The 24,993-nt window shown below is 61.0% G+C and carries 23 protein-coding genes; 18 read left to right on the forward strand and 5 right to left on the reverse strand.

The features are described from left to right. Positions 1–83 precede the first annotated feature (83 nt). The 6 genes from dusB (at position 84) to SOP95_RS14600 (ending at position 8,080) form a co-directional block, all read left to right on the forward strand. Positions 84–1,094 carry a tRNA dihydrouridine synthase DusB gene (gene dusB, locus SOP95_RS14575; RefSeq protein ID WP_046819700.1) on the forward strand — a complete coding sequence of 337 codons (1,011 nt, stop codon included), beginning with the start codon at positions 84–86 and terminating at the stop codon, positions 1,092–1,094. Further along, positions 1,091–1,411, forward strand: a complete 321-nt coding sequence (gene fis / locus SOP95_RS14580; protein ID WP_046819701.1) for a DNA-binding transcriptional regulator Fis — start codon at positions 1,091–1,093, stop codon at positions 1,409–1,411. The genes dusB and fis overlap by 4 nt, the downstream gene beginning before the upstream one ends. 82 nt (positions 1,412–1,493) lie before the next feature. Then, a complete protein-coding gene (gene purH, locus SOP95_RS14585) occupies positions 1,494–3,101 on the forward strand; it encodes a bifunctional phosphoribosylaminoimidazolecarboxamide formyltransferase/IMP cyclohydrolase (protein WP_034149712.1) in 1,608 nt (535 codons plus the stop codon). Positions 3,102–3,254: 153 nt separating this feature from the next. Then, complete coding sequence (purD, locus tag SOP95_RS14590) at positions 3,255–4,547, forward strand: phosphoribosylamine--glycine ligase (RefSeq protein ID WP_274077489.1); 1,293 nt, start codon at positions 3,255–3,257, stop codon at positions 4,545–4,547. 97 nt (positions 4,548–4,644) lie between these two features. Further along, positions 4,645–7,419, forward strand: a complete 2,775-nt coding sequence (locus SOP95_RS14595; protein WP_274077490.1) for a hybrid sensor histidine kinase/response regulator — start codon at positions 4,645–4,647, stop codon at positions 7,417–7,419. A 64-nt stretch (positions 7,420–7,483) separates the two neighbouring features. Next, positions 7,484–8,080, forward strand: a complete 597-nt coding sequence (locus tag SOP95_RS14600) for a MarC family protein (RefSeq protein ID WP_008058841.1) — start codon at positions 7,484–7,486, stop codon at positions 8,078–8,080. A 44-nt stretch (positions 8,081–8,124) separates the two neighbouring features. Here the strand turns inward: SOP95_RS14600 and SOP95_RS14605 are convergent, their stop codons facing one another. The 5 genes from SOP95_RS14605 to cobG form a co-directional block, all read right to left on the reverse strand. Continuing rightward, a complete protein-coding gene (locus tag SOP95_RS14605; RefSeq protein ID WP_274077491.1) occupies positions 8,125–8,949 on the reverse strand; it encodes a hypothetical protein in 825 nt (274 codons plus the stop codon). 180 nt (positions 8,950–9,129) lie between these two features. Continuing rightward, positions 9,130–10,824: a precorrin-3B C(17)-methyltransferase gene (cobJ, locus tag SOP95_RS14610; RefSeq protein ID WP_323607424.1), complete on the reverse strand. Its 1,695-nt coding sequence runs from the start codon at positions 10,822–10,824 to the stop codon at positions 9,130–9,132. Further along, positions 10,824–11,555, reverse strand: coding sequence for a precorrin-2 C(20)-methyltransferase (locus SOP95_RS14615; RefSeq protein WP_274077514.1), 732 nt, complete (start codon positions 11,553–11,555; stop codon positions 10,824–10,826). Before SOP95_RS14615 ends, cobJ begins: the two co-directional genes overlap by 1 nt. Next, the gene (locus tag SOP95_RS14620; RefSeq protein ID WP_274077493.1) at positions 11,555–12,181 is read right to left on the reverse strand and encodes a precorrin-8X methylmutase; all 627 of its coding nucleotides are present in this window, start codon (positions 12,179–12,181) and stop codon (positions 11,555–11,557) included. Before SOP95_RS14620 ends, SOP95_RS14615 begins: the two co-directional genes overlap by 1 nt. Beyond that, on the reverse strand, positions 12,174–13,496 hold the full coding sequence (cobG, locus tag SOP95_RS14625) for a precorrin-3B synthase (RefSeq protein WP_323607425.1): 1,323 nt from the start codon (positions 13,494–13,496) through the stop codon (positions 12,174–12,176). The genes SOP95_RS14620 and cobG overlap by 8 nt, the downstream gene beginning before the upstream one ends. Positions 13,497–13,687: 191 nt before the next feature. On the opposite strand from cobG, the gene SOP95_RS14630 reads away from it, so the two are divergent. The 12 genes from SOP95_RS14630 to urtA all read left to right on the forward strand — a co-directional run bounded on the left by SOP95_RS14630 (position 13,688) and on the right by urtA (position 24,972). Beyond that, entirely contained in the window at positions 13,688–14,338 is a 651-nt protein-coding gene (locus tag SOP95_RS14630; protein WP_274077495.1) for a hypothetical protein, read from the forward strand. Between the two features lie 132 nt (positions 14,339–14,470). Continuing rightward, on the forward strand, positions 14,471–15,682 hold the full coding sequence (cbiE, locus tag SOP95_RS14635) for a precorrin-6y C5,15-methyltransferase (decarboxylating) subunit CbiE (protein WP_323607426.1): 1,212 nt from the start codon (positions 14,471–14,473) through the stop codon (positions 15,680–15,682). Continuing rightward, on the forward strand, positions 15,675–16,772 hold the full coding sequence (locus tag SOP95_RS14640) for a cobalt-precorrin-5B (C(1))-methyltransferase (RefSeq protein WP_274077497.1): 1,098 nt from the start codon (positions 15,675–15,677) through the stop codon (positions 16,770–16,772). Before cbiE ends, SOP95_RS14640 begins: the two co-directional genes overlap by 8 nt. Then, the gene (locus SOP95_RS14645) at positions 16,769–17,497 is read left to right on the forward strand and encodes a cobalt-precorrin-6A reductase (protein WP_323607427.1); all 729 of its coding nucleotides are present in this window, start codon (positions 16,769–16,771) and stop codon (positions 17,495–17,497) included. The genes SOP95_RS14640 and SOP95_RS14645 overlap by 4 nt, the downstream gene beginning before the upstream one ends. 189 nt (positions 17,498–17,686) lie before the next feature. Beyond that, positions 17,687–17,989 carry a type II toxin-antitoxin system RelE/ParE family toxin gene (locus SOP95_RS14650; RefSeq protein WP_274077499.1) on the forward strand — a complete coding sequence of 101 codons (303 nt, stop codon included), beginning with the start codon at positions 17,687–17,689 and terminating at the stop codon, positions 17,987–17,989. 3 nt (positions 17,990–17,992) lie between these two features. Beyond that, the gene (locus SOP95_RS14655) at positions 17,993–18,283 is read left to right on the forward strand and encodes an addiction module antidote protein (protein ID WP_274077500.1); all 291 of its coding nucleotides are present in this window, start codon (positions 17,993–17,995) and stop codon (positions 18,281–18,283) included. Positions 18,284–18,380: 97 nt separating this feature from the next. Then, on the forward strand, positions 18,381–18,779 hold the full coding sequence (locus SOP95_RS14660; RefSeq protein ID WP_323607428.1) for a DUF2946 domain-containing protein: 399 nt from the start codon (positions 18,381–18,383) through the stop codon (positions 18,777–18,779). Positions 18,780–18,826: 47 nt separating this feature from the next. Then, positions 18,827–19,306: a copper chaperone PCu(A)C gene (locus SOP95_RS14665; protein ID WP_274077502.1), complete on the forward strand. Its 480-nt coding sequence runs from the start codon at positions 18,827–18,829 to the stop codon at positions 19,304–19,306. A gap of 21 nt (positions 19,307–19,327) precedes the next feature. After that, positions 19,328–19,774: a DUF2946 domain-containing protein gene (locus SOP95_RS14670; protein WP_274077503.1), complete on the forward strand. Its 447-nt coding sequence runs from the start codon at positions 19,328–19,330 to the stop codon at positions 19,772–19,774. A gap of 84 nt (positions 19,775–19,858) precedes the next feature. After that, positions 19,859–21,976, forward strand: a complete 2,118-nt coding sequence (locus SOP95_RS14675; RefSeq protein WP_323607429.1) for a TonB-dependent copper receptor — start codon at positions 19,859–19,861, stop codon at positions 21,974–21,976. A 110-nt stretch (positions 21,977–22,086) separates the two neighbouring features. Next, on the forward strand, positions 22,087–23,463 hold the full coding sequence (locus SOP95_RS14680; protein ID WP_274077505.1) for a PepSY-associated TM helix domain-containing protein: 1,377 nt from the start codon (positions 22,087–22,089) through the stop codon (positions 23,461–23,463). A 243-nt stretch (positions 23,464–23,706) separates the two neighbouring features. After that, positions 23,707–24,972, forward strand: a complete 1,266-nt coding sequence (gene urtA / locus SOP95_RS14685) for an urea ABC transporter substrate-binding protein (protein ID WP_046819717.1) — start codon at positions 23,707–23,709, stop codon at positions 24,970–24,972. The last annotated feature ends 21 nt before the right edge of the window (positions 24,973–24,993 follow it).

The raw sequence follows: 24,993 nt of genomic DNA on the forward strand, positions 1-24,993 counted from the left end.
GCCTTTATCCAGTCATCGAGAGCGGGTATCATGCCAACCCTTTTTCGAACTCTCATGATCCGGCCCCACAACAGGGAAGTCCTATGTCGGCGGTACGCATCGGTCCATACACATTACACAACGGCTTGATTCTCGCCCCGATGGCGGGCGTCACCGACCAACCCTTTCGTCAGCTGTGCAAGCGATTGGGCGCGGGGCTAGTAGTCTCGGAAATGGTCACCAGCGACATGAGTCTGTGGAACACCCGCAAGTCTCGCATGCGCATGATCCACGAAGGTGATCCCGAGCCACGCTCGGTACAGATCGCCGGTGGTGACGCACAGATGCTGGCGGATGCGGCCCGGGCCAACGTCGAGCTGGGCGCGCAGATCATTGATATCAACATGGGCTGCCCGGCCAAGAAGGTCTGCAACAAGGCCGCCGGGTCCGCACTGTTGAAGGATGAAGCATTGGTCACCGAGATCCTGCAGGCCGTCGTGGCTGCAGTCGATGTGCCGGTTACCCTGAAGATCCGTACCGGCTGGGACCGGGACAACAAGAACGGCCTGACGGTGGCGAAGATCGCCGAGCAGGCCGGTATTACGGCGCTGGCGGTGCATGGCCGCACCCGTGCCGACCTGTACACCGGCGAGGCCGAGTACGACACCATTGCCGCGATCAAGCAGGCGGTGTCGATGCCGGTCTTCGCCAACGGCGATATCGATTCGCCAGAGAAGGCCCGGTACGTGCTCGACGCGACCGGTGCCGACGGCCTGCTGGTGGGCCGGGCCGCCCAGGGGCGGCCATGGATTTTTCGCGAGATCGACCATTTCCTGCGCACCGGCGAGAAGCTCCCGGCGCTGGACCTGATCGAGGTGGAACGCATTCTGCTAGAGCATCTGGCTGCGCTGCACGCCTTCTATGGAGACGTGATGGGCGTACGCATTGCTCGAAAGCATGTGGGCTGGTATCTCGCAACCTTGCCGGGCGCCAGGGAGTTTCGCGCCCACTTCAATCGTTTGGAAGATACGGAAGCACAATGCGCCAACGTCCAGGGCTTCTTTGCCGGACGGTTCAAGAGCCTGACAGGGGACGCAAAAGGGGTGGCCGCATGACGATGATGACCGAGACTTTAGTGAGTGGAACTGCACCCGTGAGCGACAACGTGAATTTGAAACAGCACCTCAATACGCCAAGCGAAGAAGGCCAGACCCTTCGCGGGAGTGTCGAGAAGGCGCTGCACAATTATTTCGCCCACCTTGAGGGCGCTGCCGTCACGGACGTGTACAACCTGGTGCTCTCCGAAGTCGAGGCTCCCCTGCTCGAGTGCGTGATGAACTACGTCAAGGGCAACCAGACCAAGGCCAGCGAGATGCTCGGACTGAACCGGGGCACGCTGCGCAAGAAACTCAAGCAGTACGATTTGCTGTAAGCATTCAATCAAACCAGAAAGGCGCCCGCGTAAGACCGGTCGCCTTTTTTGCTGACTTCCTTTGCTTTTGATGGAAATTGAGATGACCGACCAGACTACCCGCCTGCCGATCCGCCGCGCCTTGATCAGCGTTTCCGACAAGACCGGGATCCTCGAATTCGCCAAGGAGCTTGAAGCCCTGGGTGTCGAGATCCTCTCCACCGGCGGGACGTTCAAGCTGCTGCAGGACAACGGCGTTGCCGCAGTGGAAGTCGCGGATTACACCGGCTTCGCCGAAATGATGGACGGTCGGGTGAAAACCCTGCACCCGAAAATCCACGGCGGGATCCTCGGTCGTCGCGGTATCGACGACGCCATCATGAACGAACACGGCATCAAGCCGATCGACCTGGTAGCGGTCAACCTGTACCCGTTTGAAGCCACCATCAACAAGCCTGGCTGCGACCTGCCGACCGCCATCGAGAACATCGACATCGGCGGCCCGACCATGGTTCGTTCGGCAGCCAAGAACCACAAGGACGTGGCCATCGTGGTCAACGCCAGCGACTACGCCAGCGTCCTGGAAAACCTGAAAGCCGGCGGCCTGACCTACGCCCAGCGTTTCGACCTGATGCTCAAGGCCTTCGAACACACTGCCGCCTACGACGGCATGATCGCCAACTACATGGGCACTGTGAACCAGGCCGCTGACACCCTCAGCACGGAAGGTCGCAGCGAGTTCCCGCGCACCTTCAACAGCCAGTTCATCAAGGCCCAGGAAATGCGCTACGGCGAGAACCCGCACCAGAGCGCGGCGTTCTACGTGGAAGCCAAGCCTGCCGAAGTTGGCATTGCCACCGCGACCCAGCTGCAAGGCAAGGAACTGTCGTACAACAACGTGGCCGACACCGATGCCGCGCTGGAATGCGTGAAGAGCTTCGTCAAGCCGGCCTGCGTGATCGTCAAGCACGCCAACCCGTGCGGCGTGGCCGTCAGCCCGGACGCCGAAGGCGGCATCCGCAAGGCCTACGACCTGGCCTATGCCACTGACACCGAATCCGCGTTCGGCGGCATCATTGCCTTCAACCGCGAACTGGACGCCGAGACCGCCAAGGCCATCGTCGAGCGTCAGTTCGTCGAAGTGATCATCGCCCCGAGCGTCAGCGAAGAAGCCCGTGCCATTGTCGCTGCCAAGGCCAACGTACGCCTGCTGGCCTGTGGCGAGTGGTCGGCCGATCGCGCCGCTGCCTGGGACTACAAGCGCGTCAATGGTGGCCTGCTGGTACAGAGCCGCGATATCGGCATGATTGGCGCCGATGACCTCAAGGTCGTCACCAAGCGCGCACCGACCGAGCAGGAAATCAACGACCTGATCTTCGCCTGGAAAGTCGCCAAGTACGTGAAGTCCAACGCCATCGTCTACGCCAAGAACCGTCAGACCATCGGTGTCGGCGCAGGCCAGATGAGCCGCGTGAACTCCGCGCGTATTGCTGCGATCAAGGCTGAACATGCTGGTTTGCAGGTAGCCGGTTCGGTGATGGCTTCCGATGCATTCTTCCCGTTCCGCGACGGCCTGGACAATGCGGCCAAGGTAGGCATCACCGCGGTGATCCAGCCAGGTGGCTCGATGCGTGATGCTGAAGTGATTGCGGCAGCAGACGAAGCCGGCATCGCCATGGTCTTTACTGGCATGCGCCACTTCCGTCACTAAGCTCACGACCCACTGTGGGAGCTGGCCTGCCAGCGATAGCATCCCCTCGGTTTAGTGGATAAACCGAGTTGTCTGCATCGCCGGCAGGCCAGCTACCACAGGAAAGCGTCCCAGCGGCGCTCAACAGAATTAGCGTCATCCGAGGTTTTTGAAATGAATGTCTTGATCATTGGCAGCGGTGGCCGTGAACACGCCCTGGCCTGGAAAGTAGCCCAGGATCCACGGGTGCAGAAAGTGTTCGTGGCACCGGGCAACGCCGGCACCGCCATCGAAGCCAAGTGCGAGAACGTCGCCATCGACGTACTGGCCCTTGAGCAACTGGCGGATTTTGCCGAGAAAAACGTTTCCCTGACCATCGTCGGCCCGGAAGTGCCGCTGGTCGCCGGTGTAGTCGATCTGTTCCGCTCCCGTGGCCTGGACTGCTTCGGTCCGACCGCCGGTGCTGCCCAGCTGGAAGGCTCGAAAGCCTTCACCAAGGACTTCCTGGCTCGCCACAAGATCCCGACCGCCGACTACCAGAACTTCACCGAGATCGAGCCAGCCCTGGCTTACCTGCGTGAAAAAGGCGCGCCGATCGTGATCAAGGCCGACGGCCTGGCCGCCGGTAAAGGCGTGATCGTTGCCATGACCCTGGCCGAAGCCGAAGACGCGGTGCGTGACATGCTCGCGGGCAATGCGTTCGGCGATGCCGGTTCGCGCGTAGTGATCGAAGAGTTCCTCGACGGCGAAGAAGCCAGCTTCATCGTCATGGTCGACGGCAAGAACGTCTTGCCGATGGCCACCAGTCAGGACCACAAGCGCGTCGGCGACGGCGACACCGGCCCGAACACTGGCGGCATGGGCGCCTACTCCCCTGCCCCGGTGGTGACCAGCGAAGTGCACCAGCGTGTCATGGACCTGGTGATCTGGCCGACCGTGCGCGGCATGGCCGAGGAAGGCAATGTCTACACCGGTTTCCTGTATGCCGGCCTGATGATCGACAAGGCGGGCAACCCGAAAGTCATCGAGTTCAACTGCCGTTTCGGTGACCCGGAGACCCAGCCGGTCATGCTGCGTTTGCAGTCGAGCCTGGTTTTGCTGGTCGAAGCCGCCCTGGCGCAGGCGCTGGACAAGGTCGAAGCGCAATGGGATCCACGTCCGAGCGTCGGCATCGTCCTGGCGGCAGGCGGCTATCCTGGTGACTACGCCAAGGGTGTGGCCATCAATGGCCTGGATGCAGCCGCGGCACTGGAAGGCAAAGTCTTCCACGCCGGTACCGCGCTCAAGGACGGTCAAGTCGTGACCGCCGGCGGCCGCGTGCTTTGCGCCACGGCCATGGGCGCCAGCGTCGATGCCGCCCAGCAGCAGGCTTACAAACTGGCGGCCAAGATCGATTGGGAAGGCTGTTTCTATCGCAAGGACATTGGCTACCGCGCCATTGCCCGCGAGCGTGGCGAACAGGAATAAGCAACATAACGACAGGCAGGGGCTTGCAGCCCTTGCCTGGCTATTGCGGCGCCGCGCATAGTTATATTCTGGCATTAACCTACGAAAGGATTTCGCCGTGCGCTGGCTCAGGATTGCCATAACTCTAACCGTCACAATGCTGACCTTGCTCTGCATGCTCCCGGCCCAGGCCGCGCAAGGCAGTGGCTGGGCGGTATTGCTCGACGAACAGGGTGACCTGCAGCTGAGCGATATCCGCTCCGCCCGCTACACCAATCAATTCAGCCCCATCGAACTCGACCACCTCACGGCGGCCGAGCCCGAGGGTGCGCTATGGCTGCGTTTCAAGCTTGCGCCGGGCAAGCATGAACAATTGCTGCGGGTGTTCGCACCCGATCTGCTGCACTTCAACCTGTATGTGTTTGACGGCGACAAGCTGATCGAGCAATCCCATACAGGCAACGAGCAACCGCTGGCAGACCGCCCATTGCCCAGCAGCGACTTCATGCTGCCGTTGCCGCAAAGCGAAAAGACCCTGGACGTTTACCTGCGACTGGTTTCCGAACACCAGTTGAGGCCCTACATCACCTTGCAATCGGCGGTCATCACCGCGGCCAATCAGAACCAGACGCTGGTCTACGGGCTGCTGTTGGGCTGCATTGCCATGCTGATCCTGCACAACCTCATCCGCTATGCCTATACCCGCTCGACCAGCAGTGTCTGGCTGGCGGTGTGCGAAGCCTTGTTGATGCTCAGCCTGGTGCTGTTGTTGAACCTGGCGGGCCCCTGGATCCCGGATTGGCAAGCCGTGCAAACCCCCGGTGCCTACCTCGCCTTGCTGCTGACGGCCCCCAGCGGCCTGATATTTGCCTATCGTTTCTTCAAGCCCCTCGGCCCGCATCCGCTGAACAAGCTGCTGGTGGGCGACATCCTGTTCATCATGATCTGCAGCCTGCTGCTGTTGTTCGTCAACACGCTGCCGCTGAACATCATCACCTACGCACTGGTCGCACTGGCCGGCCTGAGCATGTTGTTCGTCAGCGCCTATCACTGGCAAAAAGGCTATCGCCCGGCGCGGCTGTTCGTGGCGGCCATGGTGGTATTCAACCTTGGCACCCTGATCATCCTGCCCGCCTTGCTGGGGCTGACCCTGATCGAACCCCATGACCTGATCACCACCCTGCTGGTGTTCATCTGCATCAGTGGCCTGTTGATGAGCATTGCCCTGAGCGAACGCCAACGCAGTATTACCGAAGCTCGTTTCAGTATCAGTCGCGACCTGGCGGCCAGCAACGCCGAGGTCAATGCCAAGGCCGAGTTCCTGGCAAAGATCAGCCATGAGATCCGCACGCCGATGAATGGCGTGCTGGGCATGACCGAGTTACTGCTGGGCACGCCGCTGTCGGTCAAGCAGCGCGATTATGTGCAGACCATCCACAGTGCCGGCAACGAACTGCTGACATTGATCAACGAAATTCTCGACATTTCCAAACTCGAGTCCGGACAGATCGAACTGGATGATGTGCAGTTCGATCTCAACGCCCTGATCGAAGACTGCCTGAGCATCTTCCGCGCCAAGGCCGAGCAGCAGAACGTCGAGCTGATCAGCTTCATCCAGCCACAAGTACCGCGCGTGATCAGTGGCGACCCGACGCGCTTGCGCCAGACCTTGCTGAGCCTTTTGGAAAACGCCCTGAAGAAAACCGACGAAGGCGAGATCCTGATCGTCGTCGCCCTCGACGAACGCAGCAGCCATCCACGCCTGCGCATCGCCGTACAAGACAGCGGCGAACCGATGGACGCCGAAGAGCGCGACGCGCTGATGCACGCCGAACTGCACAGCAAGCATTTCCTCTCGACCAACCACCTGGGCGGTAATCTGGGGCTGGTGATCGCCCGTCAACTGATTCGCCTGATGCAAGGCGAATTCGGCATCAAGAGTGGCAACAACCAGGGCAGTACCTTGTGGCTGACCTTGCCGCTGGACCCTGACCGCCTGGAGCATCCGACCTCGGACCTCGATGGCCCGCTGCAGGGTGCACGGGTACTGGTGGTGGATGACAACGACACCTGCCGCAAGGTGCTGGTGCAGCAGTGCACCGCCTGGGGCTTGAACGTGAGCGCCGTACCCTCGGGCAAGGAAGCGTTGGCGTTGTTGCGCACCAAGGCGCACCTGCGTGACTACTTCGATGTGGTCCTGCTGGACCAGAACATGCCCGGCATGACCGGCATGCAACTGGCTGCCAAGATCAAGGAAGACCCGAGCCTGAACCACGACATCCTGCTCATCATGCTGACCGGCATCAGCAATGCGCCGAGCAAGATCATCGCGCGCAACTCGGGGATCAAACGCATCCTGGCCAAACCCGTGGCCGGCTATACCCTCAAGACCACCCTGGCCGACGAACTGAACCAGCGCAACAAAGGGCTCGCGGTCCCGCAACACTCGCCATCCGGCCCGCCGTTGCCGATCAAGGTGCCCAGCGATTTCCGCATTCTGGTGGCCGAAGACAACAGCATTTCGACCAAGGTCATCCGCGGCATGCTGGGCAAGCTCAACCTGCAACCGGACACCGCCAGCAATGGCGAAGAAGCCTTGGTGGCGATGAAGGCGCAGCGTTACGACCTGGTGCTGATGGACTGCGAAATGCCGATCCTCGACGGCTTTTCGGCGACCCAGCAGCTGCGTGCCTGGGAAGTCGGCAATCAGCGGACCCGCACCCCGGTGGTCGCGTTGACCGCACACATCCTCGCCGAGCATAAGGAGCGGGCACGCCAGGCCGGAATGGACGGACACATGGCCAAGCCGGTCGAGCTCTCGCAGTTGCGCGAATTGATCGAACACTGGGTTGCCCAGCGCGATCAGAACCGCACGACGACGCCAACGTCCTGAGCCGACAGACTCCACGGCGCCTGTTAGACTCCCCCTCGACTTCCCTCGCCAGTGAGCCTGCCCCATGCTCCACGTGTTGTTCAGCGTTTACCTGAAGATGCTGGTGCTCTACAGCCCGTTCTTCGTGTTGTCCTGCTTCATCAGCCTGACCCGCGGTTATTCGCGCAAGGAACAACGTCGACTGGCCTGGAAAGTGGCCATTGCCACCTTGGTCTCCAGCGTCTTGCTGTACCTGTTCGGGCGGGTAATTTTCAGCGTGTTCGGCATCACCGTGGACGCCTTCCGCATCGGTGCCGGCAGTGTGCTGTTCATCTCGGCGCTGGGCATGGCCCAGGGCAAATCGGCGGTGCAGACCGACAACGTGCAACAGGACGTGACCATCGTCCCCCTGACCATCCCGCTGACCGTCGGCCCCGGCACCATTGGCGCCTTGCTGGTGATGGGCGTGAGTCAGCCGCACTGGGACGACAAACTCACGGCCATCGTCAGTATTGCCCTGGCCAGCTTTACCGTGGGGGTGGTGCTGTACCTGTCCAACCGTATTGAACGCATACTCGGCGACCAAGGCTTGCAGATAGTCAGCCGATTGATGGGGCTGTTTGTGTGTGCGCTGGCGGCGCAGATTATATTCACGGGCGTGAAGGGTTACCTGGTGCCCTGAATGCTCCAGCACACCCAGAGGTCAGTAACCTCTGGGCCTGCTGATTATTGTGTGCGTTTACGTCGTTGAAACCGTTTTACCAACTGCGTGCTCTGGTGCAGACCGAGCACTGCTTCAATTTCTTGTTTGACGTGAGAATAACGAAGCGGGTTGAAAGTGACAAAAGAGGCGGCGCGAAAAGTATTCAGGTCCGATGTCTTCCAGTCTAAAAAAACCACCTTGCCATCGTCTTTGTCGGCATTGCTGTCGATGGACGACAACATGATCAGGACCAGACCATTCTTCAGTTGCTCGCAGGGCAATATCGCCAGTTTGACACCTTTGGTCTTCGTGACTTCATAGTTGAAAACCTTGATGGTTTCGGGCTCCTTCTTCAGCGCATCCAGGGTGGAATCCGCGACCGCGCCCAATACCGTCGCACCAGGAATGGCCGCTTTTGCCGCATCGATACCCGACTTGATAATGTCTGTGACGATGTTGGCCATCGTCAGCTGCACAGCACTGCGACTGTGCTCGACATAACCGCTGTCGGGAACGTAGCAGCCCAGATCTTCCATGCAATTTAGAAATGCACGATGCCACTCCTTAGGCTTTTTATCACCCGGGACTTCCAGGGTCGCCTCCATCTTCGAAAACTTGATGATGTTTTCGATAATCTCCATGTTCTCGAGTGACACATTGTCGCCGTAACCGACAAGTGTATTCCCAAGGACAACAGCATCGAGCTCCTTGGTAGGACTCGAAACTTCCACGGTGGCCAGCTTTTGCATTCGGGCAACATTCGGCATCAGGGACTGGCGCCGCGCAATACGCCAGCCGACCAAGTCATTACTTTCTTCTACACTCAGAGAACCTTCATTATTTAACATATCAAACAATCCTTATTAGTTTCGTTTAGCGCCCTCCTGGGCAAAACGAATCTAACCCACTGCACCGCCGCCTACAAACTGCACTAATGACCATATGTGTATAACTTGAAGCCAGACAAAAAATCGCCCGAGCCAACGACTCGGGCGATCCAATGTTATTCAATTTGAAAACAGAAATGCCTATTTGATGTCGATCAACTTGTCACCATAACTTCGTGGCGTGTACACCCATGACAACCCATGCAAGCGTGGAAACACTCGAGTCGTGGATGAACCGATCAACACCATGGTTCGCATGTCGACCTGATCCGGCGTCAATTGACCGAGGGTCGTTACCCGCAAAGTCTGTCCCGGACGGGCGATATCGCGCCCCAGCACCACCGGTGTATCGGCTGCACGGTGCCGGGCGACGACCTCCAGTGCGCGCCCCAACTGCCACGGCCGTGACCGTGAGATCGGGTTATAGAACGCCATCGCCAGATCAGCCTGCGCCGCCAGGTCCAGGCGTTTCTCGATGATCTCCCATGGCTTGAGGTTGTCCGACAGCGACAGCACACAGAAGTCATGCCCCAGCGGTGCTCCCGCCTGGGCGGCTGTCGCCAGTGAAGCCGAGACACCCGGCAGGATCTCCAGGTCGACCTGATGCCAGGCCGGGTCGCCGGATTCATGCAGTGCTTCGAGCACCGCCGCCGCCATGGCAAATACGCCGGGATCCCCGGAAGACACAACCACCACGCTGCGGCCTTGCACAGCGAGCTCAAAGGCATGCCGGGCGCGCTGCATTTCTTCACGGTTGTCGGTGCAGTGCAACACCTGGTCTGGCCGATAAGGGCCCGCCATGCGCACATAGGTTTCATAACCGAGCACGTCGTTGGCACGCGCCAGTTCAGCCTTGACCGCCGGCACCATCAACTCGACAGCACCCGGACCGATGCCGATGACGGCAAGGCGCCCGCGGGGACGACCGATCAGCGTGACGTCCAGCGGCTGTTCGGCGACCGCCAGGGTAATTCCGTTATCGGTGTGCAGAACCACGGGGAGCCCGATCACCTCCTCGACGCTGTTCGCTGCCGTAAACCGCAGCGCGACACCCAACTCCAGCGCCACATCATGCAGCGTCGGATTACCCATCATCTGATCGCTGGCCAACAGGCACGCCAGGGATTGCTGCGCAATTTTCGCCCGGCGCAAAGCCTGGCGAATGGCCTCGGGCAGGTCTGCAACGTCGTCGCTCACCAGCGCTACGACGCTTTTTGGATAGATCAGCAACTCATTGGCCGCAGGTTCGCGCTCGGCGGTGCTGACATGAATCGACAGATTCGCCTGCTGATCCTGGGGCAACTGTGCTTGCGCGAGCCAAGGTGCCTCACCTTCGATCCGTACAGGTTCGCCGCCGAGCAGGTCGGACACAAAACGTTTGCCGAGCTCCAGGTCAGCCAATGCATAGCCGCTTGGCGGGTTGAGCAAACAGGTGCCGAAGCGCAGCTCGCCACTGGTGGTGATCGCCGCCGCCACGCCCAGCCCTTGGGCAATTTCCCGGGCCAGCAGATTGACGCCGCCCAGGCCGCCCAACAGCGGCACCACCGCGCTGCCATCTTCGGCAACCGCCAGGACCGGCGGCTCCGCGCCCTTTTCCAGCAGCAGCGGCGCCAGGGTGCGAATCACGATGCCGGCCGCGCACAGTGCGATGATCGGCGTGTCCTGTTGATAGAGCTCACGCAGGGTTGCGCCGAACTCCTGGTAGAGGCGGTCAGCACCGTCGACCCGTTCGGCCAGGCCGTGGATCAGGGCGCCCGGGTACAACTGCTGGATCTTGCGTGCGGTAGCGAGGCTGCCATTGCCGAGAATGACAATCGCCGGGACGGGACGAGTCATCAGCCTTGCCACCTTTCACCGGGAACGATGATCAGCGAGAAATACGGCGAAGACAGCGGATCGACCTGATCCAGCGGCACGATCTTCTGGTTGGCCATGGTCGCGCGCTCGACGTACAGCGCTCGCCCGGCCAGGCCCAGTTCTTCCAGCACCTGGCGGACTTTGGGGAAATTGCGCCCCAGCTTCATGACCACCGCGGCGTCGGCATCGGCCAACCGGCGCTTGAGCTCTTCGTGCGGCAGCACGCCGGACAACACCGACAGGCTCTGGTTGCGGTACACCAGTGGCGCACCGAGCACCGAGGCGCCGCCCAGCATCGAGCAGACACCCGGCACGACTTCGGCCTCATAGCGCTCGGCCAGGCGGTCGTGCAGGTACATGTAGGAGCCGTAGAAGAACGGATCGCCTTCGCAGATCACGGCCACATCACGACCGGCATCGAGATGCGCGGCCAGTTGTTCGCCAGCGGTATCGTAGAAATCGCTGATCACCTGCTCGTAGGACAGCGGCGCCGGCAAGGCCTCGGTGGTGACCGGGTAGACCAGTGGCAGCAGTGTCTGCGCATCCTGCAGATGCGCTTCGATGATGCCGAAGGCATTGCCCTTTTTGCCTTTGGCAACGAAATACGCCACCACCGGCGATTCGCGCAGCAGGCGCAGGGCCTTGACGGTAATCAGTTCCGGATCACCGGGGCCGACGCCAAGGCCGATCAAACGTCCTGGTTGCTGCATCATTCGATCTCCGTGGCGAGGGCATTGACGGCGGCGGCAGCCATGGCGCTACCACCCAGGCGGCCTTGCATGATCACAAAGGGCACGCCGCGACTGTTCGCCGCGAGCATCGCCTTGGACTCGGCGGCGCCGACAAATCCCACCGGGAAACCGAGGATCAGGGCAGGCTTGGGGGCACCGGCGTCGAGCATTTCCAGCAGGTAGAACAAGGCAGTCGGCGCATTGCCGATTACCACCACGCTGCCTTCCAGGTAGGGACGCCACAGCTCCAGCGCCACGGCCGAGCGGGTGTTGCCCAGCTCACGGGCCAGGTCCGGCACGCTGTCATCGCGCAGGGTGCAGATCACTTCGTTGTTCGCCGGCAAGCGCGCGCGGGTCACGCCCTCGGAGACCATTCGCGCATCGCACAGAATCGGCGCCCCCGCGGCTAACGCATCGCGCCCGGCCTTGCCCGCGCCTGCGGAAAACTGCAGGCCATCGATCGCCTCGACCATACCGCAGGCGTGGATCACCCGGACCGCGAGTTTTTCCAGATCAGCCGGGATTCGCTCCAGGTTGGCCTCGGCGCGAATGATCGCGAAAGAGTTGCGATAGATCTCCTGACCGTCGCGGATGTAATCAAGCATCAAGGGGACTCCGTGGGCGGGCATCAAGCCATGCGCCAGCCGCTTCAATTGTGAGATTGCGTGCTTGCAGCGCGCCGAAACCCGGCAACGCTGCATCGCGAAAATAAAGATCGTAGTGACCGGTACCGGTCGCCAGCAGTGTGACGGGCGCCGTATGGGCGCATGCACAGGAGCGCGGGCAACCCGACAAGTGCACCTGCTGCCGCTCCGGCTGATCGTGCAGCCGTGCCGCCAGTTGCCGCGCATCGCCCTTGGTATCCGCCAACCCTTTGCCACAACCGGCCGAGCCGGTGCAGGCCACCACAGAGCACAGGGGCTCACGGGGGTCGACCAGGAAACCCAGCGCCTGCAACTGTTGGATGACGAGCGCGGCATCCTGGTGACGGATATTGGGCAGCAACAGGCTTTGCCACGGCGTCAGGCGCAGGCTGGCGTCACCCAGAGTTGCGCAGAGCTCGGCCGCCCCCTTGAGCATCGTCGGGTCGAGCCGCCCCAGCGGTGGCATGGCTCCGACGTACATCAGGCCTTCCTGACGTTGTGGAAAACTGCCGATGGGTTGACCGGAACGGCGAGCCGGGGCTTGCCATTGTCCGATGTCGAGCAAGGGTACGCGCCCGGCCAGCGTTTGCAGCAACGAAGGGCGCGAATGTTCGGCCAGCAGATGGCGCATTCGGGTCTGGTCCGGCCGCGCGAGTTCCAGAAACAACTCCAGCACGGCCACCACCAGGCGATGTCCATCGCCCAGCAATACCGCGCCGACGGGTGTGTCGACAGGACACCCGGCAAGACCGAAGACCAGCAGTGCCTCGCCGTTGCGCTCAATCGCGCTCAACCACAGGTCATGTGGATGCTCGAGCATCGCCAGACTTTCACCGCCATCGAGCAGCACAGCGAACTTGGCCGATAACTCATGGAAGCGCGGATGGGTTTGCAAGCTGTTTAGAATTTGCCGGGCCAGCGGCCGAGTGTCGATCAGCATGTCCTGATCGATGCCGGCACTGGGGCTCAGCATCAGATTGCGCACGTCGTCGCCAAGGGCAGTGGTGGGGCCAAGTCCAGCGGCCAGCAGGCTCTCGATCAACGCCGGCGTCTGCTGACCAATCCCGCGGATTTGCAAATTCGCCCGGTTGGTCGCTTCGATGACGCCACCGGCATACCGCCGGGCAGCGTCAGCGACAGCCACGGCCTGGTCCGCGCGCAGGGAGCCACCGTCGAGTTTGATCCGGCAAATTCCGCCATCCAGCGCCTGGACGACACGCAACAACCCGGGACAGGCCGAAGGGCGCAAAGGACTGGAGGCTTGAGGTGAATTCACGGGATGACCGGTAACGGGACGAAGAGCGGCATTATGCCTGCTTTATCCAGCCGGATGAAAAGACCGAGTGGATTGACGACGAAACGCAAGTACTTACAGAAAGAATCAAATTAACACGCCGAGAAATTTTCAACTGCCCGGGGCTCTTGTACTTTGCAGTGACCAACAAGGATGTTTGTCAGGAGTTGCATATGGATAATAAAACCCCAGCGGGCCTGTTAACCGGCCCCAATTTGATTTCGTGCATTGGAGAACTCTCGCTGCAAGACTTTGACGACATGACCCATTGCACACAGATCGCCACTCGATCCGCCGATATGATCTGCAGTCGTTTTACCGACTCGACACAATGGCTCGATGAATATGTCAAAACGCTGAATTTCCTCGGCTGGTGGATCTTCGAGGACAGCATTTCCACCCGCATTCGTCACGACGTCTCCAATAGTGTCGCGGACTTCCTGGTACAAAGCGCCCAGGCCATGCCGGACAGCCGCCAGGGCAACGCCATGATCGACACGCTCGACGCATTGAAACCGGATAAACCGGCACTCTACTCCCTGGATACGGAAAGCCTGATGGGAAAGCGATTTCAGGTCATGCCTGCACGTTACGACGCCAAGGGTTTCCTGGAAATTGCCGTGTTCAATCTGGAGTTGGTGAGTTATGCAAAAAAAAGCGCTTTTCTGTTCTTCGATTGGGAGGGGCAGGCTTCAAAAATCATTCAACAACGGGCTTACCTGAAACTGGACAGAAACAAACTCGACGCTAAAAGAGCACTCATCGACAAGAAACGTCGCGAAATCCTCATGAGCAAGTTCGACTTGCGAAGGAATAGAGGATGACGCCCCGCGCAGCGATTTCACCGACTGACCGCAGGCCACGGCAATCAACACCGCGCTATGATGCGCACCCGTGCAGGTCGACACAGGCCTGAGCGCGGTGATGACAGCTTCGCTTTGCAAATGAGGAACAGCATGACCCCCTGGCTGACAGTGGTAGGTATCGGTGAAGACGGCTTCAAGGGCCTGGGTAAAAACGCCCGACATGCTCTATTGGGCGCTTCGCGGATCATTGGCGGTCAACGGCAGCTGGATCTGTTGCCGGCTTGCATCCGGGGTGAACGGCAGTCATGGCCCAGCCCGTTTTCCCTCGACCCGGTACTGACCAGACGCGGCGAGCCTGTCTGCGTCCTCGCCAGTGGCGATCCGATGTTCTTTGGCGTCGGCGCCACCTTCGCCCGACAACTGCCTGTCGATGAGATGCTGATCCTGCCGGCCCCCTCGTCTTGCTCGCTGGCCGCCGCGCGGATGGGCTGGGCCCTGCAGAACGTGGTCACGCTTTCTGTCGTCGCCCGCCCTGCCGCCGCGCTGAACGCACACTGGGCTAGCGGTGTTCGCCTGCTGGTACTGAGCAACGATGGCCGCAGCCCGGGCGAAATCTGCAGGTTGCTGTGTGAACGCGGTTTCGGCGCGAGTCGTATCACCGTCCTCGAGCATCTGGGCGGCGAAGCCGAACGCCGCATTGACGGCGTCGCCAACGACTGGCTCGACCCGCTGATCGCCGACTTGAACCTGATCGCCATCGACTGCGTTGCCGATCCCGCCACTGCGCGCCTGTCACGCCTGGCCGGCTTGCCCGACTCGGCATTCAAGCATGACGGCCAGCTGACCAAGCGCGACGTACGCGCCATCACTCTCGCCCGCCTGGCACCGGTCCCCGGTGAATTGTTGTGGGATGTCGGCGCCGGCAGCGGTTCGATCGGCATCGAATGGATGCGCACCCATCCGGGTTGCCGTGCGCTGGCGATCGAGGCCGACGCCGGGCGCCAACAACTGATCGAGCACAACAGAGACGCTCTGGGCGTGCCCGGCCTGCAACTGATTCGCGGCAGTGCGCCGCAAGCACTGGCGGGCCTCGAAAGCCCGGATGCGATTTTCATCGGTGGCGGGGTCACCCGCGAAGGCGTGCTCGACACTTGCTGGGCAGCGCTCAAACCCGGCGGCCGGCTGATCGCCAACGCGGTCACGCTGCAAAGTGAAATGACCCTGATGGCGTGGCGCGAACAACACGGTGGCGAACTGACGCGTATCCATATCGCCCAGGCGCAACCACTGGGAGACTTCGATACCTGGCGCCAGGCGTTGCCCATTACCTTGCTGGATGTGACGAAGCCTTTCGATGCGTGACGAAACCGCCGAACAACCTGCCCCGCTGCGCAGCGGACTGACCACCGGCAGCTGCGCCACCGCGACCAGCCTGGCGGCGGCTCGCCTGTTGCTCGGTGGTGGAAGCTCGGACGCCGTGCAAATCGTCCTGCCCAAAGGCAAGCAGGTGCAGATGCGCCTGGAGTTCTGCCGCTTGATCGATGACGGCGCAGAGGCCGGGACGATCAAGGATGCCGGGGACGATCCAGACGTGACCCACGGTGCACTGCTCTATAGCCAGGTGCGTCTACTGGACGAGCCAGGTGTTCGCTTCAGTGCCGGGCGAGGTGTCGGAACGGTCACCCGCCCGGGACTGGTGTTGGGCGTCGGCGAGCCGGCAATCAATCCGGTCCCGCGCAAGATGATCAGCGATCACCTGACGCTGCTCGCCGTTGAGCTGGGCTACAGCGGCGGTTTCGAGGTCACGGTGAACGTCGAGGACGGCGAGGCCCTGGCGTTGAAAACCATGAACCCGCGCCTGGGCATTCTCGGCGGCCTGTCTATCCTCGGCACCAGCGGCATCGTCCGGCCGTTTTCCTGCGCGGCCTACATCGCCTCGATCCACCAGGGCATCGATGTCGCCAAGACCAACGGCTATCTGCACATCGCCGCCTGTACCGGCAACGCCAGCGAAGACACCATGCGCCGGGTCTACCACCTGCCGGAAATCGCCCTGATCGAAATGGGCGATTTCGTCGGTGCAGTGCTCAAGCATCTGCGCAAGGTGCCCGTGGATAAACTGAGCATTTGCGGCGGCTTCGGCAAGATCAGCAAACTGGCGGCGGGGCATATGGACCTGCACAGTCGGCATTCGAGCATCGATCTGCCACAACTGGCCGAATGGGCCGCCGCAATCGGCGCCGATGCCGCCTTGCAGCAAGGCATCCGCGAAGCCAACACCAGTCAACAGGCCCTGGCCATGGCCAGCTCCGCAGGTATCGCCCTCGGCGATGCCGTGTGCCAACACGCCCTGGACTTTGCCCGCAGCGTGGTGCCGGCGCAGGTTCAGGTCGAAGTGTTTGCCATCGATCGCCAAGGCGGGATCGTCGGCCATGCGGGAGCTTTTCAATGAAACGCATTCTGTTGCTCGGCGGCGTGACCGAGGCCCTGGCGATTGCCCGAACCCTGGGGCCGCAACACATCTATAGCCTGGCCGGTATCGGTCGGGTGCCGACGGATTTGCACTGCCAGGTGCGCGTGGGTGGCTATGGCGGCGCCGAAGGCCTGGCTCAGTTCGTCCGCGATGAACGGATTGATCTGTTGCTCGATGCTACTCATCCCTACGCCGCCCAAATCAGTCAAAACGCCGCGACGGCCGCCCGTTTGAGCGCCATCGCCTGCTGGGCGCTACGCCGTCCGGCCTGGCAACCACAGGCCGGTGATGACTGGCGTGAGGTCAGCGATTGGGCCGGACTGATCGAAGCGCTGAAGCCCTTCCGGCGACCGCTGTTCACATTGGGCCGCGAGCCGTTGCAACATCTGGACGAGATTCCACCGGAGCAATTCTGGACCCTGCGCGCGCTGGACGTTTATCCCGGCAATGAACGCTGCGAAGTGATCGGCGCACGCGGACCGTTCCTGATCGACGATGAACGCGAGCTGTTCGAACGTCGCAACATCGACGTGTTGATCAGCAAAAACAGCGGCAGTAGCGCTACTGAACCGAAACTGGATGTGGCGCGCGAGCGTGGCTTGCCGGTACTGATATTGAAGCGGCCGGAGTTGCCGGTGGTAGAGCGGGAGTTTGGGTCGGTGCCAGATATGCTGGTTGCCCTGTCGACGTCAGACAATTCCTGAGCGCTACTGAACCCTGCGATTTTGCCGGCAAAACTCTCGGACAGATCTGACTTTCCACATCAGGGCTCTAACCCTATAGTCCTTTTCCACCTGATCCCATCAAGCGCACCCACCATTTGCAGGGATGAATGGCTTCGCCTCGAGAAAAGAGTTGCTTGCCACAATGTATCCCAAGGAATACGATCCACTATGTTCGAGTTTGAACGATCCCGAATATTTGCCGATTGGCTCAACTCACTGAGGGACACCATCGGCAAAGCTCGGATAATCGCCAGACTTCGAGCCTCCGAGCATGGAAATTTTGGTGATTGTGAATCCGTAGGCGCTGGCGTTCATGAAATGCGCGTTCATTACGGCCCTGGCTACAGGCTGTACTTCACTCGCAAAGATGAAGTGATTTACTTACTGTTGATCGGGGGCGACAAATCGACTCAAAAACGAGATATCAAACGTGCTATTCAAATGGCACAAAACATCGGTAGTGAGGAGTAAATCATGGCCGAACGATTCACCCGTTTTGACGCCGCCGAGTTTCTCAAAACACCGGAAGAAATGGCGGCTTATCTGGACGCCTGCTTTGAAGAGGATGCTGGCGACGGTGTGTTGATACGTGCAGCGCTGAACGATATAGCCCGAGCGAAGGGTATGACACAAATTGCCCGTGATGCCGGCCTTGGACGCGAGAGCCTTTACAAAGCGCTGAGCAGCAGTGGCAATCCCGAATTCGCGACTATCATGAAGGTTATGAAAGCCTTGGGCCTGCGTTTGCATGCCATCGCTGTCTGATTGGGCTGCGACACCACACCGCACGCAGTCTTTTTACTTATCGGCCCTGATCAGGCTAAATAGCCGCGCCTGATCGCCCACCCACCGGATTTGTCCCATGTCCCGACAACGGCTTGCAATTGCCTGGATCGCCTGCTTTGCAGTGCTGTTCAACATGCTCGCCATGCCGATGACCGGAGCGATGGCGCAGACGGCGAAGTCGCCAGCCGAACAATTGTTGTGGGGCAGTTTCTGCTCGTCCAGCGGCACCAGGATGGTGGCGATTTCCCTGGGCGACATCGAGCAGAAAACTCCGCAAAGCGACGACCATTCCAACATGCAGCATTGCTGGTGCTGCTCTGGCTCCGCGCCACTGGTGGCGTTGCCCGGGCATGAGCCGCAGCTGTATTTCGCGCACTTCGAGTCAAATCGAAGCCTGCCGCCCCCATCCCTCAACACCCCGACACCCCGCCAGCAATGGCCCAGCCTCAACCCCCGCGCCTCCCCTCTGGTGTGATGACTTCTCGCAATTGACCTGCGTTTTGAATCACCTGGAGAACTGCCATGTTGAACAGACTCATCGTTCTGGCCGCGTTGCTGCTGCCTGCCTGCTTTGCCAATGCCCACGAATACAAGGTCGGCGCACTGGAAATCGCTCACCCGTGGTCGCAGGAGCTGCCGCCCAATGCACCCAACGTCGCCGCGTATTTCGTGATCCATAACGCGGGTAACACAGCCGACCGCCTGCTCAGTGTCGACTCACCGATCTCGGGCGAAGCGCAACTGCATGAGCACTTGATGCAAAACGACCTGATGAAAATGCAGCAGGTGCCCAGCGTGGAGATCCCCGCCGGCGGCGACGTCACCTTTGCACCGATGGCCTACCACGTCATGTTGCTGGGGTTGAAAGACCGCAGCCTGCTCAGCGATGGCAAGCGCTTCCCTCTGACCCTGCATTTCGAGAAGTCCGGTGACGTGACTGTCGAAGTGGCGGTGCAGAAGCAGGCGCCCGAGGCCACGCAAAAGCACGCACACGTTCAGTAACCCACTGAGCTCAGGCCGCCCATGCGCCCGCCAGGCACCAGGACATCCGCCCACCGTCGTCAGCCATTGAGCCTGACGCGCGGCAGCTGGATCAGCCTGTTCGCCATGTTGATGATCTTTATCGGTCCGCTGATTTCTCAGTCGATGCCGATGGATCAGCACGCCTCGACCTCCATGAACATGTCGATGGACATGAGCATGGACATGTCGGCGATGGAGCACGCCGATCACGGCGCACCAGCGGCTGCCGAGCATTGCCCGCCTGCGTCCGGGCACCATGCACTCTGGGAAAAATGCGGCTATTGCAGCCTGCTGTTCAACTGCCCGGCGCTCACCGGTGGCGGCTCGTTCACCGCGTTCGACACCCCGCCCGCCAACACTTTCACCACCCCATCCCCGCGCCTGGGCCATGCCCGGCAAACCTTCTTCCCCGGCGCCCGCACCCGCGCCCCGCCCGTCGTCGCGTAAACAATCACCTCTGATTTCACACGGTTTAGCGAACAGCTTCAGGTTGTCGGCCGTGTCGTTTACGACTGTTCGATGGAAATTGTCATGTCCAGGTTTTCTGCTGTCCCATGCCTGAGCGTTGCCCAGGCCTCCCGTGCCCTGAACGAATCCAGCATTCGATTCAGGCACGCCACCGCCCTCCTGTGCGGTGCCTTGCTGGCGCCCTCCGCGCTGGCCGATGAACACGCAGGTCATAGTGAAGAACTGAGCCCGACGGTCATTACCGCCATTGCCCCGAGCTCGCCTCTGACCATCGTCACCAACCCCAAGGACCCGCGCCAGCCTGTGCCGGCCAGCGACGGTTCCGATTACCTGAAAACCATTCCGGGCTTCGCCCAGGTGCGCAATGGCGGCACCAACGGCGACCCGGTGTTGCGCGGCATGTTTGGCTCGCGCCTGAACATCCTCACCAACGGCGGCATGATGCTCGGCGCCTGTCCTGGGCGGATGGATGCACCGACTTCATATATCTCCCCGGAAACCTACGACAAGCTGACCGTCATCAAAGGCCCGCAAACCGTGCTCTGGGGACCGGGGGCTTCGGCCGGTACCATCCTCTTCGATCGCGAACCGGAAAGTTTCGGCGAACTCGGCACGCGGGTGAACGCCAGTGTGCTGGCCGGTTCCAACGGCCGTTTCGACAAAGTGGTGGACGCCGCTGCCGGCGGCCCGTCGGGCTACGTGCGGGTGATCGGCAACACCGCCCAGGCCGACGACTACAAGGATGGCAACAACGACACCGTGGCATCGCGTTATGACAAATGGAACGGCGACGTCGCGCTTGGCTGGACCCCGGACGCCGATACCTTGCTGGAGCTGACCGCCGGCAAGGGTGATGGCGAGGCGCGTTACGCCGGACGCGGCATGGACGGTTCGCAGTTCAAGCGCGAGAGCCTCGGGCTGCGCTTCGAGAAGTCCAACATCAGCGACGTGCTGGAAAAGCTCGAGGCGCAGGTCTATTACAACTACGCCGACCATGTGATGGACAACTACACCCTGCGCACGCCGTCTGGCACAGGGATGATGGCCGGCCCCATGGCGTCCAACGTCGACCGTCGTACCCTCGGCGCGCGAATCAAGGCCACCTGGCGCTGGGCCGATGTACAGTTGATCAGCGGCATCGATGCGCAGACCAACGAACACCGCCAACGCAGCGCCATGGGTATCGACACCTACAAGGACCAGCCGTACACCAAGGACGCCGACTTCCACAACTACGGGGTGTTCAGCGAACTGACCTGGTACGCCGCCGATCGCGACCGACTCATCACCGGCGCACGACTGGACCGCGCTTCGGCCAAGGATTATCGGCAAACCCTCGGTTCGGGGATGATGACCCGCCCGAATCCAACCGCTGACGACACACGTGCCGACACGCTGCCCAGCGGTTTCATTCGCTACGAACACGACCTCGCCGACAGCCCGACTACTTTGTACGCGGGCCTCGGTCACACCCAACGCTTCCCGGATTACTGGGAGCTGTTTTCGCCCAACTCAGGCCCCGCCGGATCGGTGAATGCCTTCGATTCGATCAAGCCGGAGAAAACCACCCAGCTCGACTTCGGCCTGCAGTACAAGACCGAAGACCTCGATGCCTGGGCCTCGGCTTACGTCGGCCAGGTGCGCGATTACATCCTGTTCAACTACACGCCCGGGATGATGGGGATGACTTCGCAAGCCGAGAACATCGACGCGCGAATCATGGGTGGCGAACTGGGAGCTGCTTACAAACTTACCGAACACTGGAAAGCCGACGCCACCCTGGCCTACGCCTGGGGCAAGAACAGCAGCGATGGCAGTGCATTGCCGCAAATGCCGCCGCTGGATGCCCGTTTCGGCCTGACCTACAGCGAAGACAACTGGAGCGCCGGCGCACTGTGGAGAGTGGTTGCCGCGCAAAACCGTATCGACCAGAACAAAGGTAACGTGGTTGGCAAGGACTTCGACAAGACCCCGGGTTTTGGCGTGTTCTCGCTCAACGGTGCCTATCGGATCAACCAGCACTGGAAGGTCAGCAGCGGCATCGACAACCTGTTCGGCAAGGCCTACGCCGAACACTTGAACCTGGCCGGCAACGCCGGGTTCGGCTACCCGGCCAATGACCCGCAAGCCATCAAGGAACCGGGGCGCACGCTCTGGACGAAGGTGGATATGAGCTTTTAAGAGCCCCGCAGGCAAGCCCGCTCCCCTGTAGGAGCGAGCTTGCTCGCGATCGGTTGCGCAGCAACCGCAAACAAACAACTAAAAGATCCAAGCCAAGCGGAGCACACGTGATGAAACAGCCCAAAGTGAATTTCTACAACCTGGCCTGGCGCTGGCATTTCTATGCCGGATTGTTCGTTGCGCCATTCATGGTGATGCTGGCGCTGACCGGCACCATCTACCTGTTCAAGCCGCAGCTCGATTCATTGATGTACAGCAGCCTGCTCAACGTCCCGGCCGGCCACCACACCGTTCCAGCCGACGACCTGCTCAAGCGGGTGAAAGACGCGTATCCACAAGGCACGATCAAACAGTACCTGCCGCCGATCAACGCCGAGCGCAGTGCCCAGTTTGTCGTGCTCAACGAAGGTACCGAGCTGAACGTGTTCGTCGACCCTTACCACGGCGACATCCTCGGCGAACAAGACGCCAAGAAGAACCTGCAGGCGGTCGCGCGGGCGATTCATGGCGAGCTGATGATCGGCACCGTCGGTGACCGACTGGTGGAACTGGCCGCGGGTTGGGGGGTGGTACTGGTGGTGTCCGGGGTATTCCTGTGGTGGCCACGTGGTCAGGCCGCGGGCATTCTCTGGCCACGCCTGAGCAGTCGAGGCAGGGTGTTGTGGCGTGACCTGCACGCCGTCACCGGTTTCTGGGGCGCCTCATTGCTGCTGGTAATGCTGCTAAGCGGCATGACCTGGACCGGCTTCTGGGGCCAACAGTACGCCGCCGTCTGGAACGTCTTTCCGGCAGCGATGTGGGATAACGTGCCCAAGTCCGACGTCGAAGCGCGCAGTCTAAACAGCGCCACCCGCCAGACCGTGCCGTGGGCCATGGAAAATACACCGATGCCCATGTCCGGCGACCACGCCGAACACATGGCCCACGGTGCAGCGCCATCCGGTCCGGCCGCGCCGACCATCAGCCTGCAGGACGTGCAGAACATCGCCGTGCAACGCAAGGTCGAGCCCGGCTACAGCATCACGTTCCCGACCACGGCCACCGGCGTGTTCACCATCGCCGTGTTCGCCGATGACCCACGCAACGACGCCACCCTGCATGTCGATCAATACACTGGCAACGTCCTCGCCGACGTACGTTACGAGCACTACGGCGCCGTCGCCCGCGCCACGGAAATCGGCGTGATGCTGCACGAAGGCAAGATGTTCGGCACGCTCAACCAGATCATCGTCCTGCTGATCTGCCTGATGATCTTGCTCAGTGCGGTCAGCGGCGTGGTGATCTGGTGGAAGCGTCGTCCGCAAGGCAAGTTCGGTGTCCCGCCGCTGCGTCACGACCTGCCGAAATGGAAAACCGCGATGGTGATCATGTTCGCCTTGGCCGTAGCTTTCCCCTTGGTGGGAGCTTCACTGGTGGTGGTGTGGGTGCTGGACAAGCTCCTGTTGGGACGCCTCAACCGGCAAGCTGAACCCGATTCGGCAGCCTGAGCGATACCTGGGCAAGCAACGAACCGTGCTTGCCCGTCCTCCCTCCTCATCACGCCCCAATCTGGCGCATCTCAACGCACCAGCACGTCCGCCGCGTGCCTTGATGGTGCGCAAAATATCCGCACAACCGCTCTAACACGACATTTCCCTGCCTTTTTCCGACCGGGCACAGCCTTTGCTAAAGCCTCTTCAGTAGTCCGCATCTGCCAATCAAAAAATTCATAAGTTCATGGAGATCGCACAATGAAGCGTCGCAGCTTGATCAAGGCTTTCACACTCACGGCAAGCATTGCCGCGATGGGCATGACCTGGACAGTCCAGGCAGCCGAGACCATCAAGGTCGGTATCCTGCATTCGTTGTCCGGCACCATGGCGATCTCCGAGACGTCGCTCAAGGACATGGCGCTGATGACCATCGACGAGATCAACGCCAAGGGCGGTGTGAACGGCAAGATGCTCGAAGCGGTGGTGGTGGACCCGGCGTCGAACTGGCCGTTGTTCGCCGAGAAAGGCCGGCAGCTGCTGACCCAGGACAAGGTCGCCGTGGTGTTCGGATGCTGGACTTCGGTCTCGCGCAAATCGGTGTTGCCGGTGTTCGAAGAACTCAACGGCCTGCTGTTCTACCCGGTGCAGTACGAAGGCGAAGAGATGTCGCCGAACGTGTTCTACACCGGTGCCGCGCCAAACCAGCAGGCGATCCCGGCGGTTGAATACCTGATGAGCGAAGAAGGTGGCGGCGCCAAGCGCTACTTCCTGCTGGGCACCGACTACGTCTACCCGCGCACCACCAACAAGATCCTGCGTTCGTTCCTGCACTCCAAAGGCGTGGCCGACAAGGACATCGAAGAGGTCTATACCCCGTTCGGCCACAGCGATTACCAGACCATCGTCGCCAACATCAAGAAGTTCTCGGCCGGCGGCAAGACGGCGGTCATCTCGACCGTCAACGGCGACTCCAACGTGCCGTTCTACAAGGAACTGGCGAACCAGGGCCTGAAAGCCACCGACGTGCCGGTCGTGGCGTTCTCGGTGGGCGAAGAAGAGCTGCGCGGCATCGACACCAAGCCACTGGTGGGCAACCTGGCGGCGTGGAACTACTTCGAGTCGGTGGAGAACCCGGCGAACAAGAAATTCGTCGCCGACTGGAAAGCCTACGCGAAGAAACACAACCTGCCGGGTGCCGACAAAGCCGTGACCAACGACCCGATGGAAGCCACTTACGTCGGCATCCACATGTGGGCGCAGGCCGCTGAAAAAGCCAAGTCCACCGACGTCGACAAGGTCCGCGAAGCCCTGGGCGGCCAGACCTTTGCCGCGCCGTCGGGCTACACCCTGACCATGGACAAGACCAACCACCACTTGCACAAGCCGGTGATGATCGGCGAAATCCAGGCCGACGGTCAGTTCAACGTGGTGTGGCAGACCGAAGGGCCGATCCGCGCCCAGCCGTGGAGCCCGTTCATTCCGGGCAACGACAAGAAGCCGGAGTATGCGGTGAAGAGCAACTGATCGCTGGATGCTGGCTTCTGT

Origin of the sequence: Pseudomonas sp. YuFO8 (assembly GCF_035065025.1) — a bacterium.
In the GTDB taxonomy this organism is placed as follows: Bacteria; Pseudomonadota; Gammaproteobacteria; order Pseudomonadales; family Pseudomonadaceae; genus Aquipseudomonas; species Aquipseudomonas putida_AE.